This window comes from Ktedonosporobacter rubrisoli (assembly GCF_004208415.1).
Taxonomy (GTDB): domain Bacteria; phylum Chloroflexota; class Ktedonobacteria; order Ktedonobacterales; family Ktedonobacteraceae; genus Ktedonosporobacter; species Ktedonosporobacter rubrisoli.
In genome coordinates this window covers 6,644,550-6,659,503 of record NZ_CP035758.1, presented here as the reverse complement: position 1 = coordinate 6,659,503, position 14,954 = coordinate 6,644,550, and the positions used below count along the sequence as shown (strand labels likewise).

Genomic DNA, 14,954 nt, shown 5'->3' with positions numbered 1-14,954 from the left:
CCAACTATTTCAATTTTGAGGTGTGGCCGATATTGAGGGCCAGCTTTTTAGTCGCCACAATATCAGCTTGCTTGCTAAGTTGAATGGTCCCACGCGCGTCTCGCTGTACGATTGCGCTCAGCAGCCTGGTGATGCGCTCGTTGCCGCTGCGCTCGCTGATCTCCAGCGCTCTGCCCAGCACACGGGTAGCCCGCGCCGTATCCCCTGCTGCCAGAGCTTCCTGGCCTTCTGTGATCGCCTGGGCTAAGGCTTCCTGGCCGATATAGTGTGCGACGTGGGGATTGAGCTGTGCGGCCAGGGCTGAGTTTTGCGTACACTGGGCAAAAACCCAGCCCTGGCGCGTACTTTTTTCTGTGACCTCCTGGGCCTGACCTGTGTAATAAGCGATGCTGGGACGCAAAACCAGGAATTGTTGATCTGGCGTATAGGCTGGCAGAGCAAGCTCAATGAGATAGTCGCGCCGCTCACCTTTCGTGAAGGAGCCAAGAGAGATGACTTGCTGGCGAGGGTTGGCCGGATCAGCTTCCAGGCCAGAGGCAACGATGTTGGGATGCACCTGCTCCACCTTTTTGATGCTCACGCCCATCGGCGTCCAGAGGTAAAGACACGCGTTAGCAAGCACTGTGGTCCGTATCTCCTGAAACGAGCCTGAGAAGGCCTGCGCGATCTGCGCGGGATTGGGAATCATGTCAGCCACACCGTGCGTAGCATCGGCCATATGGCGCAACTCTTTCTCATCCCAATCTGTGCCTATGCCCCAGGCGTGAATGCTGACATTGGCGGCGGCACAGCGAGCAATTGCCTGATCAAGCTCGCTACGAGCTTCGCCTTCATTTTTCCCATCGGTAAGAAACAGAACCTTCCTGGTATGCGTATCTCTTTTCCCCAGTTTCTCGGTGATCAGGTTAAGGGCCGTGCTCATACGCGTGCCCATATCAGCCTTAACGCGCCGCAGTTTCTCGATAGCCTGTCGCTTATGAGTAGCAGTGGCCATGGCTGGCCCATAGAGAGAATCGGCTTTATGATTAAAGGCGATAAGCATAAATGTTATGCTCCCATCGAGGGCTTGAATGACCCTGGTCGTAGCCTCGCAGGCAGATCTTAGCCGGGAGCCTTCCATCGAGCCCGAGTGGTCAAGCGCGATGGCAAGAGTTAAGGGAGATGGACTGGCTTGCACATCGGGACTCACCTCTAGCGAGAGGATAGCTTGCATACTGTTCTGACCGACAGGCAAGTACTGGTTATAGTGTGCAGTAATGGTGAACATTGATTGTTTTCTCTTTCTGCGAACAGAGCTTGTTGCTAACGTCTTACCAGGGACGCCAGGGAGCGACCTTGCACTTGCGGCGGACGAGGAGCTCGCGCTCGCTGGGATGCGGCTCGCGAAGCAGGTATTGCCGATATCCATCCTCGGCGGCGAAGGCCAGCTCGCGCGCTTGTGAGGTGGATGTATGCGCAATGCTAATCTTTGTTGGCACTAATTTATTATCCCTGGCTAGCTGGTAGGCCGCACGACAAACTTCTGCATAGAGCAGATAATAGCGGGCATCTTCGGTGTGCCCACGCGAAACATTGACAGCTTCGGCCGCCGCGTGGACGTTCTGAGACGTGAGCGGCGTAATGCGGTTGAGATAGATGTCACAGAGTAGGAGTTGCGCATCGATAAATTTTGCTGACATCTCGCTGATGTTGCTCAGAACCTTAATGGCTTCTTGCCAGCGCTGGAGATTGCAAAGCGCTGCGCTGGCGCCCAGGATGGCTTCTGTGTTGCCCGGATCTGCTTTGAGCACATCAAGGTAGAGCTTGACAGCCTCTGTATCGTTGCCCATACGTGCGTGGACGCGGGCCAGCGCCTGGATGGGAGGCAACTCGCCGGGCAGTTCGCTCATCAAAGTGCGATATTGTTCGGCGGCTTCCTTGAGGCTGCTCTGGGCTTCGAGCATATGACCTGTGCATCAGGCTACCTTCCAGTGCCCGGGAACCAGCTGCTGCAGCCTGGTGATCATCGTGAGGGCGTTAATATAGTCCTCCTGCTCAACCAGGACCTCGGCACAGCGCGCGAGGGCATCGATACTCTTGGAATTTACGGTCAGGGCTTTTTGGTACAGCTCAAGTGCTCTCTGCAGATTTCCACTGCGCAAGGCCTGATCTCCGCTGCGCAATGGCACAATCGCTTTATCTTTTTCGTCAAGAGCTGCCTCGCCCCGTAAGCCTAGCTTTCCTGTCGTCGTGAGTACTGATGAGACAAACAGATGTGAATTGATGGGAACGCTGGCTGTGCCGCCTTCGATTTGCCGTAATACGCCGGCAAGCTGATCAGCGAGATCCTCGGCACTATGAAAGCGTCGGGCTGGCTGGGTGTGGGTTCCCTTGCAGAGCAGGCGATAGAGGGCGGGATAATCGCGAAAGGCTTTATAATGTTCTGAAGGTGGCATGCCAAAGACTGGATCGGCAAGATCCATTGCGCTGACCAGGTAGGCCAGGGTGCGGCAGATGGTATACAGATCTGTTTCGGGCGAGGGTGCCCGCACTGCTTCTAGAGCATAGAAGCCATGCGTGCCGTAGACATCGCGCGGGCGACGTTCGTATTTAATCACAGTTCCCAGGTCGATGAGCTTGACTATCTGCGTGCCATCTTTAAGCTTTTCCAGCATGACGTTCTGGGGCTTAAAATCACAGTAGACGAGCTGTAACTTTGCCAGGTAGCTAAAGGCGGGTAAGATACCGAGTATGTAGCGAATGGCATCCGCAGCCTCAAACGGTTTGCCCTGCTCTTCCATTATCTGCTCCAGGGTCTTGCCGTGCACGTGCTCCATGACGATATAGCCGCGCTTATTTTCGGTGATAAAGTCATAAATCGAGACGATATTGCTATGCTTGATGGCGGCGAGAAACTCACGTTCCTTGACACTCTGCGCTACAAGATCGGGATCATCATCGCTTAAGAGGGCTTTGATCACCACCTGGCGCTTAAGAATAAGATCCTCGGCCAGGTAGACAGAACCCATGCCGCCCTCGCCGATGGTCTGATTTACCTTATATCTGCTATTGAGCACCCGGCCAAGCAGGGGCGCGGTCCTGTTCTGAACTACGGGTTGCGCCTGGGTACTGCCCACGTCCGCCTCCCCAAAGCGATAGCCGCAGCGGGCGCAGAACTTTTTGTTGGGCCTGCGCGGTTCCTGGCAACGCGGACATTGCTCCTGCATAACGGCAGTAGGGAGATCAGTCGTGCTCAGCGCGCCGGCAGGCTGCAGGACCATACCACAGTTCTCACAGATCTCTTCGGAAGCCTTGATCGGCTCTCTGCAATGGGGACAAGTTGCCTGCGTACTGGTCGGGGTGGTCGTCTGGCTGCTTATGAATATAGGTGATGTGAGGACGATGCCACAGTTCTCGCAAATCTCGTCGATTGCCTTTACTGACTGATGGCAGTAAGGGCAGGTAGATGTAGCCATATCCTTCCTTTTGAACCCTGTCTTTCTATGAAAATTTGAGAGTCACAAAGGTAGAAAATATCGCATGGGACGATTTATCTAAATAATTAAGATAATGTAAGCCACATCTAAACTTTTATGGTGTAATCAGGGTATTCATATAATTTGATGTGATAAGTGTAGCAGATAAAGGGCGGATAGTCAATCTTCTTCAATATCAGGGAAACTGCCAGCTCTTTGCCTCAGGCATTGTAATGTATCCTTGTTATTGTGACCGGAAAGCAGCCTTGCCGAGAGAAAAAGTAAAAAGATATAGTTTGTCGTTTTGTTATGCGTGCGAAGCAATTTTTTCGGGCGAGAGCCATCCTGAGGTGATATACTAAGCCAGGCTCACATAAAGGCAGGAGCCTGGATAGGATTTGAAAAGACATCAGGAGAGCTCATGAGCGAGAAGTTAGTAGCACTACAATTGTACACAGTTAGGGATGAGACGGCCCGGGATTTTAAGGGGACCATTCGGCGCGTGGCCAGCCTTGGCTATCCAGCAGTAGAGTTCGCCGGCTATGGCGACCTCTCTGCCGCTGAGACGAAAGATCTGCTCAAAGAGACAGGCTTGCGCGGCGTTTCCACGCATGTAGGGTGGTCAGAGCTTGAAAAGAATCTCGACTACCACATTAACTACTGCCTGGAAATTGGCTGTCCTCACCTGGTACTGCCTTCTCTCCCGCACGAGTGGCACAACGCTGATAGTTTTCGCACCCTGGCGCCCCAGATGAACGAGATAGGACGGCGCTGCCAGGAGCGAGGACTCTCTTTCGGCTACCATAATCACGACTTTGAGTTCCAGCAAAGCGATGGGCAATATCTGCTTGATATTCTGTTTAGCGCCACCGATCCAGCTCTGGTCAGCTTTGAACTGGATACCTACTGGGCTGCTTATGCAGGCGTCGATCCGATTGCCTATCTACGGCAGCATGCAGGACGCATACCGCTGATCCATCTCAAAGATATGACAGCCGACCGCCATTATACTGAAGTTGGAGATGGCACACTCGATATTGCAGGAATATGTAGAGCCGCGCAGGAAAGCGGAACTCGCTTCTATATTGTGGAACACGATGCCCCTACTATTCCTTCGCTGGAGAGTGCACGCCGTTCGTTGGAAAATCTACGTAAATTAGGTTTCTAGGGACTCGATAGATCGTGCTCATTGTGTATGCATAGGGCAATGAGCGCGATAACTCACCTTTTTTTGAACTCCTTTATCGTGTCCCCCCTACGAGATCAGGAGCAGAAAAGTATGGAGATCGACGCAGCCCGGCAGCAGAAGGCTCGCGAATATGCGCGTAAACGCTTACAACTCTCATTGATAGGTATGTGTATTGCGGCGATAGGGATTTGCCTTATCATTGGCATTGGTCTTGATAAGTGGCTACGCGATCAACTGCAGTACGCGTCCCATTGGTTCTCGCCGCTGCTCTGGCAGCCGTTGCGCGGCTGGTTTCCACTGCAGATTCTTGGCTACTTTCTGATCCTCGTCCTCGTCTACGAGCTTATCAGCCTGCCCCGAGCTTATTACGCAGGTTTCACGCTGCCCAAACGCTATGGCATCTCGACCATGACGCTCAAGGCCTGGCTGATCGACCTCGGCAAACAATTCGTCCTCAGCCTGATCCTGGAGGCGGCCGGACTTTCCCTGATCTACGCCTTGCTGGCCTTGCAACCGGATCTGTGGTGGCTGTGGGTTGCGTTGGTGATGCTCTTCTTCTCAGTGATTATGGCCAATCTTGCTCCCGTCCTCATTTTTCCACTCTTCTATAAATTCACTCCGCTGCCGGAGGGCGAACTTACCCGGCGCCTGACCGCTCTTGTCGAGCGGGCCAATACCCACGTACGTGGCGTCTTTACCATGCAGATGAGCAACAAGACCACAGCGGCCAATGCAGCCTTGATGGGACTTGGCAATACCCGGCGCATCGTCCTTGGCGATACCATGGTGGATCGCTATAGCCTTGATGAAATCGAGGTGGTGCTGGCCCACGAGTTGGGACACCACGTGCATCATGATATCTGGAAGCTCATCCTCAGCCAGGCCGTGCTGACCCTGGGCGGGCTCTATATCGCTAACGTTTTGCTGCACTGGATTGTGGATGGGCAGCACTATTATCAAGCCTTGACCGATCCGGCCACCCTGCCCTTCTTATTCTTGTTGGCCGGGGTTTTTAGCTTGATCGTCATGCCGATTGGCAACGGCTATAGTCGGCTGATTGAGTATCAGGCCGACGAATATGCTCTACAGTCAACGCAGAAGGTTGAAGCCTTCAAAAGTGCGATGACTCGCCTGGCCAATCAGAATCTTACCGATATCGAGCCACCGCCTCTTGTGGAGTTCCTCTTTCACTCCCATCCCTCAATCAGGAAACGCCTCAAGCACGCTGACATGTTTCTGACCCGGCGCCCTCAAGCTTTCAAGGCGTCCATGAGCGCGCCAAGCTGAGTCGCGGCCTCCTCTGGTGTGCCGGAGGGCATGGAGAGCAAAGGCTCGTCAACGCCGAGCTCGGCCCAGCTATCAAGTTTGGCGACGATCTCGGCAGGCGTGCCAATCAGAGCTGTCGCATCGAGCAGGCGCTGGCTGGCGATCTCGACTGCTGTTTTCATACCCTGCTGCCAGCCGTTGATGACTGCCTTGACTTCCTCGCCAAAGCCGTGGCGCGTGAGCATGCCCGCGTAATAGACACCCATCTTGCCGACGTAATAGGCAAGAGGCGCAGCCGCCCGGCGACGGGCCGCCTGTCTTTCTTCCTCTGATACGTTCTCGGGCAAAATAACTGTGGTGATGTAGGGAGCGATGGCCGCGCTATGAGGCGGGCGCCCGGCTTTGTGCGAGCCCTCGTCGAGTTGCTGGCGCAGCTCGCCCCATTTATGCGAGGGCCAATAGATGGGAAGCACGCCATCGGCCAGCTCGCCAGTTAGCTCGATATATTTCGGTCCCAGCGCGGCAACATAAATGGGCAGATCCGCGCGCGGTGGCGTAAAGCGCAATTTAAAGCCGCGCTCAAGCTTGAAGAATTCGCCTTGATATATCAGCTTTTCGCCGCGCAGGATCGTCCTGATAATCTCTATATATTCGCGCGTGCGCTTCAAAGGCTTCTCAAACTTAACGCCGTGCCAGTGCTCAACGACATTTGCCCCCGATGGTCCCAGACCCAGCAAGATGCGTCCGCCCGAGCGCTCATCCAGCGTTGCTATGGTGCTGGCGATCAGCGCCGGCGTGCGTGAATAGACATTGGCGATCCCGGCGCCAACCTTGATTCGTTTTGTCGCGCGCACCAGATCGCTCATTGAGGTAAATAGCTCATAGCCCCACGACTCGCCTAACCAGATGGCATCATAGCCCAGCTCATCGGCAAGCCTTACCTTTTCCACGGTTTGATCCCAGACGCCCGGAAAGTTGGGAGAGTCTGCAATCAAGCCTATGCGCTTACGATAGGCCTTTGCAGGGCTACTAGCAGCGTTGCCAGCGTTTGTCGTCATGCGGTGATCCTTTCCTTGCAGCGCTAAATGTAACAACTCGTAGGTGCCGTAATTATAACACCGTTTGAGGCGCAGAATGCCTCAGCGCGGGCGAATATTGCGTTCTTGCAGCTTTTAGCTCTGCCATAGCCTCCTCTGCTCCTCAGGAGCACACGGTAGCTCTCGCCTGCGAGCAGGCCCGAGGATGAGCGCCAGCATATCTGTCACTGAGGCAAGCAGAGCTGAAATGCCTGATAAATCTTACCGCCAGCCTTACTGCCTTTAAAGCAAGCAGGCAATTTTTGCTTAACCTGGCGTTTATAGGTTAGGGCTAGAGCTTGTGCTTCTCTGGCCAGCGCTGTATAGAGGAGTTTTCTGTGTTAAGCGAAAATATGCTCATTCTGCTCACCTTTATTCTCTGCGTGCTCTTCTTTGGAGGCCTTGGCCTATGGGTCTTTCTCGTGAGTAGCCAGCGGAAGCGGCATCGGGAATGCTTGCAGCGGGAGGGAGAGCGCGTCATGGCCACTATTCTACGCGTGCAAAAGAGTACGCCAACCCCGCTTAAAAAATCCGCCTGGCACAAAGTCTTGCGGGTTATCGAGGCCATATTTGAGTTTCTGGGCGCGCTGGGTGGTCAGCTGGCGGTAGCCTCTACGGCCGGAGCAGATACCTACTATCTGATCGTAGCCGAGTGGCTTGATCCGCAGACAAAGCAGCGCTACGAGTTTATCAGTGAGGGCCTGAGCATGCCATTGGCCCGCCGCTATAAAGCGGGCCAGCAGATCCCCGTTTTCATCGCCAGGCAGAGACCCGAGCGGTATTGGGTAGACGTTACCTATCGGCAGGGAAAGCATGCTCAACGGGCCTGCAGCGCCTGAAGCTTTGCTGTGAGTGTTGGCAAAGCGAGAACACAGGCGCCGTAATAACAGCCCTGCTTGCTGAGCAAAATTCATTAGCATAGGCAAGCCCGGCGCCTTAGCAGATATTGTCCTGCCTCTAGCGTAAGGCCAGAAAAGAGGCAGGGCATTCCCATCACTCAGGGACAATCTGGCAACGCTCAGGCGGTAACTCAAGCCATACCGGCTGCTCCGCTTGGAGCTGAGAGGACGCAAAGGCCAGTAGCGGTTGTGTCTGCCTCTCGCCGATGCTCACAACCGTGCGCCAGCGACCAGCTACAAACGACGAGTGCAGTATTTTCCCTGGAAGAAGGTTAAGTTGTCCAGGGGAGAGCGTATCCAGGTGCAGGCTTACATCATCTGGACGGCAGAGCAAGGAGCCCCGTCCGTTGAGTCGCGGCCGTACCTCGTCACGCACCAGCCCACTCACTACTTTTTCTTCAGCGAACAAATGCTTCAAACGAATCGACCTCTCTGTGACCCCGCTTGCCTCTGGTACCAGCTCGCCAGCCAGCAAGTTAGCGGGGCCCATAAACGAGGCTACAAAAACGTTGCAGGGATTGAGATAGAGCTCTGTTGGTGTTCCAATTTGCTGCACTTGGCCGTCTCGCAATACCATGATGCGATCGGACATTGCCATCGCCTCATCCTGATCGTGAGTGACATTGATGGTGGTGATCTTGAGGCGCTTAAATAGTTGCACCAACTCTGTACGCATCACCTCGCGCAGACCCGTGTCAAGGCTCGATAGTGGCTCATCGAGCAAAAGCAGGCGTGGTTCGGTTGCCAATGCCCGCGCGACAGCTACGCGTTGTTGCTGGCCGCCAGAGAGTTGATACGGATAGCGATCCTCCATGCCCGGCAAATTGACTAGCTCCAACAATTCGGCCACTCGTTTGGCGATAACCTGTGCTGGAGTATGGCGTAGGCGTAAACCGAAGGCGATATTGCGCGCCACGGTCATATGCGGCCAGAGAGCATAGTCCTGGAATACCATCCCGAGCCTGCGTTCCTCTACATATACCTCTTTGCGCCCATCGTAGACCACACGGCCACCAATCTCTATCCAGCCGCTTTCTGGGCTTACGAGTCCCGCGATCATGCGTAGAATAGTTGTTTTACCGCAGCCCGATGGCCCTAGCAGCGAAAGTATCTCACCCTCTTCCATCGTTAGATCGACGTTAGAAACGACCTGCCGCGACCCGTAGCTCTTGCTCAACTGCTTGATTTGTAGAAACATATCCTGTTTTTCTCCGTTTACCGCGTTGTATAAGCCTGCTGACTAACCAGGGAATTGCCCGAAACAAGATCAAGGCCAGCGCCACCAGGCCAACATTTAGCATCGCCAGGGCCATACCAGGTCCTAATTTGAATGTATTAAAAAGCCCGATAATGCGTACCGGCATGGTCGGCTCTCCTGGCGGGTACAGCAGTTCAGAAGCCGCCAGTTCGAACATCGTTCCCGTAAAGACTAGCAGCCAGATAGAGATCAGACTACTGCGCACCAATGGCGCTACAATGCGTAGCAGTAGCTGGAAGAGGTTAGTTCCCTGCACGCGAGCGGTTTCTAGCATACTCGGACCAATTTGCTCAAGCGCACCAATCCCCAGGCGTGTGGCATATGGCAAGCTTCCTCCAATATAGGCGGCGAACAGCAACCAGATGGTGCCATAAAATTGGAGGCCCTGCTCTCCTCCGATGCCAAGAAATTGCAGATAGGAGGCATTCCAGGCAAAAATATACCCGCAGGCCAGGATAATGCCAGGCACAGCAATAGTTACAAGCGTGAATAGGCCGAGCAATTTTCGCCCTGGCAGCTTTGTGCGACGAATGATAAAGGCAATGGGCAGGCCCACTATCGTAGTAATGGTTGCGGCTCCCAGCGCGAGCCAGAGAGTGCGAAGCATGGCATCTAAATCATCAGAGCCCTGGGCGAGGACCGCTGTATAGTTGTCAAGGGTCCAGTTGCCCGGCGTGATGCCCTGGCCGAAGGCATGCATAAATGACAGCATGAGACACATCAGCAACGGAATTATCAGGGCAAAGAGAAATACAAGCCCACAGAAGAGCACAGCAGGGATCTTCCAATAGCCCAATACCACAGGGCGCGCAGGCCTATTTTTCCCGCTAATAATCTGGAACGAGCGCGTTCGTAGTACGGCCGCCTGGAGCAGCAGCGCCAGCGCAATTGCCACGAACATCAAGAGGGAGAGCGCCGCCGCCAGCGAAAAATTAACGGGGGCGGTATTGACAGCCGCATATATTTGATAGGTGATAAGCGTGACATTGGCGTTCTGCGCAATGGTTGCGGCTATGCCAAAGTCTGACAGCGCCTCCGCAAAGGCGATTAAGCCAGCCGCCAGAATAGCCGGCAGCAATAATGGTATATTGATGCTGATCCAGGCCAGCCAGGTGCGCGCCCCGGCCAGGCGAGCCGCATCTTCAAACTCTGAGCCGAGCCAGTGCAGGGCCGCGCTGACCGCTATATAGACAAACGGAAATGTCTTGAGGCTCAGAATGAAAATGACCCCCGCCGGCGAGAAAAACCAGGTAACAAATGCAGCGGGAAAATGCAGATATTGATCGGGAATGCCACCATGGATGATGGTTAGCGACCATGCCTCACCCACCAGGAACGAGGGAGTAAAGAAGACAATCCACACAAGTGTATCCAGCGTACCCCGCAATGGCAGATCAGTGCGCCGGGCCAGGATCGCCAACAAGGTTCCTATGAGAGACGCAAGGAGCGCGGTAACGCCCGACAACCACAGCGAATTGATAAGCGCAAGATAGTTCTGGCGATTTGCAATAAGCTGCAACAGGGCCTCGAAGCCTGGAGCCAGGCTGGGCGAAGCCGCAAATAAATTGGGAAATATGCTTTGTAAAATAATGGCAGCTAGAGGATAGACCACAAACAGAGCCAGAATCAATAAAGGAAGGCCAATGACAAGAATCTGTCCTCCCAGACGTAGGAGCTGTGGAACAGAAAATGAATAAGAGGATAGAGCAGGCTTCCCCGCTCTATCCTGGTTTGGGTCCTCGCTGACTACTGTATGATGTTGCTGTGGAACCATTGTTTGTACTCTGCCTCAACTGATGCCCATTGTTGTACGTTCAAATCTATAAATTTAATGCCTGTGGATTGACGCGTGACAACGGGTGTAACATCCTTGACAAGCGGAATGAAGTAGGTGTCGCCATCCGTGGGATCGTGGTGCGTCATGCTTGTCTGACCGGCGCTGGAGAGTACCCAGTTAACAAACTGTTGGGCGCAGGCCTGATGCTTGCCATGTGCCGCGACACCGATAACGCTGGGCAAGCCTACCACGCCGGAAGCGGGAAAGAGAATTCCTAAAGGCTGACCAGCTTTGATCGCGCTATAGATCGCAGAATCCTGCACAATACCAAATTCCCGCGCTCCGGTTTCAATGCTATTCAGGGTGGGGTCATTAGTTTGAAAGTTCTTGAGGCCATTGGCCTTTAAGCTCTGAAAATACTGTTTACCCTGGCTTTCTCCTCCTAAGATCTGGGCAATGCCGGCAATCAAAGGATAGGTTGGCCCGGAATAGGCGGGATCGTTCATCGCGACGAGATTTTTGTAAGCCGGATTGAGCAGGTCTTTCCAGTCTTTGGGCAAGCCTGCTGCCGGAATGTGTTTAGTGTTGTAGACAATAGCCCCGACAGTCGTCAGGCCAGTAGGATAATAGCTCCCATCATCTGGCACATATTGTGTGCCTTGGGCGGTCAAGTTACTAGCGCCAGAGGCGTGCCATTTGAGCAGGAGGCCTTGCGTATCAAGCGTCTGCATGGTGACATTGCCATCGAACCAGGCCACGTCCCACTGGGGGTTGTTCCCTTCCGCCGCGATTTTGGCGAGCAGATTGCCTGTACTGTCATCTACAAGCTTAGTTGTAATCCCTGTCTGTTTCTGGAAGGCCTTGGCTGCATCAGAGTCATACCCCTGCGCCGAGTAGAGCGTGAAGCCGGTACTTTTGTTGCAGGTGGCTTGCGATGATGCGCTAGAGCTGGCTGATGCGGGGGAGCCGCCTCCGCAAGCGACAAATAAAACCGTAAGAAAACACATGCTCAAAACCAGCGCTGCACGAGATATCGACCACCGATACCGGACAGTGGGTGAAAAGAATTGCATAGGAAAATACCTCACCAGTAAAAGAAGAAACATATGGATTGAAAGGGCGAAAAGTGCCCTTATGAGCTTTCATGGATATTGTAGAGCAAGGGGGTTAAGGAAGCTTTTCACACGTATTAACAGACGATTAAGATACTGTTATGCTTGCTCATTCTGCTGAGGCCGATCCCGGCTTACTAAATCTGAGCAGGAGCCAGCCAACCACGCCAGCTATAAGCGCGGCCACAAGAATCGCCGACTTGGCCTCGCTAAAGAACAGCTCCTGTCCGGCATCGCCAAAGGCCAGGCCATTGATAAAGAGGGCCATAGTAAAGCCAATCGCACCCACCCACGAAACGCCATACATCTGGCGCCAGGCCGTCCCCTCGGGCAACGTGGCCCAGCCCAGCTTCACAGTCAACCAGGAAAAGAGCATAATGCCTACTTGCTTGCCAATGATCAGGCCTAGAATAATGCCCAGCCCGATCGGACTGAGAAGGGCCGCAAAGAAATTGCTACTGATGGGGACCCCGGCGTTCGCTAGCACAAAGAGCGGCACAATCGCAAAGGCTACCCAGGGATGGGTGGTATGCTCCATGCGCTGTAGAGGCGTGAGAGAGTGCTCGGCGGCAGTTTCCAGGGCCTGGATGGCTGATTGCTGGCGCTCGTTCATAAACAGTCCGATGCCGGGCCGCTCGTCGCTTGCTACCTCGTCAAGACATGTCCGGCCGCGTCTGACAAAGGCGCGTATATCGATGCGGGCCCGCGAGGGAATGAGCAGCGCCAGCAGGATGCCGGCGATTGTCGCGTGCAGGCCAGAGAGTAACATTGCTACCCAGAGGCAGACGCCCAGCAAGGCATAGACCAAGGGCTTCTGTACCCCAATTACGTTAGCCAGCGCCACGCAGATCAAAATAATGCCCGAGGCGATCAGGGCAGTTATATTGATCGTGGAGTGAAAAAAGATAGCGATAACGAGTACCGCGCCGATATCGTCAACAATCGCAAAGGCCGTGAGAAAGACCTTGAGCGCAGACGGGATGCGCGAGCCCAGGAGGGCCAGGACGCCAAGGGAGAAGGCGATATCGGTAGCCATCGGAATAGCCCAGCCTCCAGCTGCCGAGGTGCCCCGGTTGAAGGCCAGATAAATCAGCGCCGGGCAGAGCATGCCGCCAACGGCTGCCACAATGGGCAAGATCGCCTGTCTTAGCGATGAAAGCTCACCTACCAGCACCTCACGCTTGATCTCTAAGCCCACGACAAAGAAAAAGATCGTCATCAAGCCGTCGTTGATCCAGATATGGAGCGGCTCATCGAGTCCCACGGAGCCAATGCCGATACGCAAATGCAGATCCCAGAGCGCGTTATAGCTGGCCGCCCAGGGCGAATTAGCCCAGATCAAGGCAATGATTGTACATATCAGCAGGAGTATACCGCTTGATGCTCCCGTATGGGCGAATTCCTGGAAGGGTCGCAAAATGCGTTCGGCCAATGCTCCCTGCGTGGGTTGCTTGATAATCTCGCGCGCGTTCATAAGTGCTGATCCTCTGCTTAGCTTTCTACCCGGTCCGCTAGTTGTATCACGATCAGATATCTATATATGTACACGCTCAAATCTTTTGACTATGATACGCCGGGCAGACCTTTCAAGAGCAGGCGTAAGCTAAAGCCCTGGATGAGCAGGGTAAAGAGGACGACTGCATACGTAGAGAAGATCAAGGCGTTTCTATCGGGTACCTCCAACGGTAGGGCCAGGACAAGAGCAAGTGAGAGGGCGCCGCGCAGCCCGCTCCAGAAGATGACAAAGCGCCAGGGCCGCAGGCGTTCACCGGGCGCAAACTGGAAGCGGTTGGGCAGCAGGGCCACCATAACAAAGCGACCCACCAGCACTGCCGCAATAGCCAGGCCGGCCGTAATCATCAAATGTAGGGTATCCTGCGTGGAGAGAAATTGCATCGGGTTCAATTGAGCTCCCACCAGCAAAAAGAGCAGCGCATTGGCCAAAAAGGCCACCATGTTCCAGAAATTGTCAACGACTTCGCGCGTCCGTTCGGACATATTCCTGTTCTGCCCATAGCTGCCAAAGATCAGCCCGGCTACGATAACTGCAAGAATGCCGGACATATGGAAAAAGTCCGCGAGCAGATAGACGCCATAGGCCGTCACGATGGTGATGGTGGTCTCAATCAGGGGCTCATCGATATACTTCACAAAGCGGCTGACCACGAAGCCACAGGCGGCTCCAATGACCAGGCCCCCGCCAGCTTCAACGATAAAGCGCTCGATCCCTTCTAGCCAGACCTGGCCCCCTTGCGGCTCCTGGCCAAGCGAGGCCAGCACTACAATCAAAAAGGTTTGATAGAGCACCCCAGCCACGCCGTCGTTAAAGAGGCTCTCGCCCTCAATGATCGTCGAGAGATCCTGATTGACTTTGAGCTGGCGAAACAGGCCCAGCACGGCCACCGGATCGGTGGGAGAAAGAATGGCTCCCAGCAAAAAGGCGTCTTCCCAGTTAAGACCGGCAAAAAAATGCAGCGGAACCGCTAACAGGACCAGAGCTACCAGCAGACCCGGCACCGCCAGCAGGAGGATGATCAGCCAGTTCTGGCGCAGACGTTGTACAGATATAGACCAGGCTCCCTCAAAGAGCAGGGCCGGCAAAAATACAAAAAGTACAAGATCCGGAGACAGATGAATCTCGGGTAAAAAGCCGAAAAGACTAATTAGCAGCCCTACGATCACCAGGCCCAATGTATAGGGAACGGCCAGTCGTCGTGTGATTAAAATAACTGTCAGCGCAATAAGCAAAAGAAGGACTAATTCATGTATTACAGCAACGATATCGGTCATCTATAAACCCTTTACCTAAAAGATGTCATCATCTATAAACTTCCCTTTACACTATACTGCCTACTTGAGCCTGATGGCAATACTCAGCCAGGCGATTGCGGTTGCAGCCGCCTGCCTGGGGCCGCGTTTCGT

Annotated in this window: 12 protein-coding genes; 3 read left to right on the top strand and 9 right to left on the bottom strand. The window is 54.1% G+C overall.

What is annotated here, in order from left to right:
* Nucleotides 1-4 precede the first annotated feature (4 nt).
* The 3 genes from EPA93_RS28985 to EPA93_RS28975 are packed head-to-tail and all read right to left on the bottom strand — an operon-like array spanning nucleotide 5 to nucleotide 3,455.
* Nucleotides 5-1,267 (bottom strand): vWA domain-containing protein, encoded by a 1,263-nt coding sequence (locus EPA93_RS28985; RefSeq protein WP_165423463.1) that lies wholly within the window; start codon nucleotides 1,265-1,267, stop codon nucleotides 5-7.
* A gap of 43 nt (nucleotides 1,268-1,310) precedes the next feature.
* A complete protein-coding gene (locus EPA93_RS28980; RefSeq protein ID WP_129890862.1) occupies nucleotides 1,311-1,943 on the bottom strand; it encodes a tetratricopeptide repeat protein in 633 nt (210 codons plus the stop codon).
* Between the two features lie 12 nt (nucleotides 1,944-1,955).
* Nucleotides 1,956-3,455 carry a serine/threonine-protein kinase gene (locus EPA93_RS28975; protein ID WP_129890861.1) on the bottom strand — a complete coding sequence of 500 codons (1,500 nt, stop codon included), beginning with the start codon at nucleotides 3,453-3,455 and terminating at the stop codon, nucleotides 1,956-1,958.
* 421 nt (nucleotides 3,456-3,876) lie between these two features.
* On the opposite strand from EPA93_RS28975, the gene EPA93_RS28970 reads away from it, so the two are divergent.
* Nucleotides 3,877-4,623 carry a sugar phosphate isomerase/epimerase family protein gene (locus tag EPA93_RS28970; protein ID WP_129890860.1) on the top strand — a complete coding sequence of 249 codons (747 nt, stop codon included), beginning with the start codon at nucleotides 3,877-3,879 and terminating at the stop codon, nucleotides 4,621-4,623.
* A gap of 111 nt (nucleotides 4,624-4,734) precedes the next feature.
* Nucleotides 4,735-5,931 carry a M48 family metallopeptidase gene (locus EPA93_RS28965; protein ID WP_165423462.1) on the top strand — a complete coding sequence of 399 codons (1,197 nt, stop codon included), beginning with the start codon at nucleotides 4,735-4,737 and terminating at the stop codon, nucleotides 5,929-5,931.
* On the opposite strand, the gene EPA93_RS28960 is transcribed toward EPA93_RS28965, so the two are convergent.
* On the bottom strand, nucleotides 5,895-6,968 hold the full coding sequence (locus tag EPA93_RS28960; RefSeq protein WP_129890858.1) for an LLM class flavin-dependent oxidoreductase: 1,074 nt from the start codon (nucleotides 6,966-6,968) through the stop codon (nucleotides 5,895-5,897). The two genes, EPA93_RS28965 and EPA93_RS28960, sit on opposite strands and share 37 nt — an antisense overlap.
* A 356-nt stretch (nucleotides 6,969-7,324) precedes the next feature.
* Here EPA93_RS28960 and EPA93_RS28955 point away from each other — a divergent pair, with 356 nt between their 5' ends.
* On the top strand, nucleotides 7,325-7,825 hold the full coding sequence (locus EPA93_RS28955) for a DUF3592 domain-containing protein (RefSeq protein ID WP_129890857.1): 501 nt from the start codon (nucleotides 7,325-7,327) through the stop codon (nucleotides 7,823-7,825).
* A gap of 154 nt (nucleotides 7,826-7,979) precedes the next feature.
* On the opposite strand, the gene EPA93_RS28950 is transcribed toward EPA93_RS28955, so the two are convergent.
* The 5 genes from EPA93_RS28950 to EPA93_RS28930 all read right to left on the bottom strand — a co-directional run bounded on the left by EPA93_RS28950 (nucleotide 7,980) and on the right by EPA93_RS28930 (nucleotide 14,822).
* Nucleotides 7,980-9,083 (bottom strand): ABC transporter ATP-binding protein, encoded by a 1,104-nt coding sequence (locus EPA93_RS28950; protein WP_129890856.1) that lies wholly within the window; start codon nucleotides 9,081-9,083, stop codon nucleotides 7,980-7,982.
* Complete coding sequence (locus tag EPA93_RS28945; protein ID WP_129890855.1) at nucleotides 9,025-10,917, bottom strand: ABC transporter permease; 1,893 nt, start codon at nucleotides 10,915-10,917, stop codon at nucleotides 9,025-9,027. Before EPA93_RS28945 ends, EPA93_RS28950 begins: the two co-directional genes overlap by 59 nt.
* Complete coding sequence (locus tag EPA93_RS28940; RefSeq protein WP_165423461.1) at nucleotides 10,890-11,993, bottom strand: ABC transporter substrate-binding protein; 1,104 nt, start codon at nucleotides 11,991-11,993, stop codon at nucleotides 10,890-10,892. The genes EPA93_RS28945 and EPA93_RS28940 overlap by 28 nt, the downstream gene beginning before the upstream one ends.
* A gap of 148 nt (nucleotides 11,994-12,141) precedes the next feature.
* Nucleotides 12,142-13,506 (bottom strand): Na+/H+ antiporter NhaA, encoded by a 1,365-nt coding sequence (gene nhaA / locus EPA93_RS28935; protein WP_129890853.1) that lies wholly within the window; start codon nucleotides 13,504-13,506, stop codon nucleotides 12,142-12,144.
* An 89-nt stretch (nucleotides 13,507-13,595) separates the two neighbouring features.
* Nucleotides 13,596-14,822, bottom strand: coding sequence for a cation:proton antiporter (locus EPA93_RS28930; protein WP_129890852.1), 1,227 nt, complete (start codon nucleotides 14,820-14,822; stop codon nucleotides 13,596-13,598).
* Between the last annotated feature and the right edge of the window lie 132 nt (nucleotides 14,823-14,954).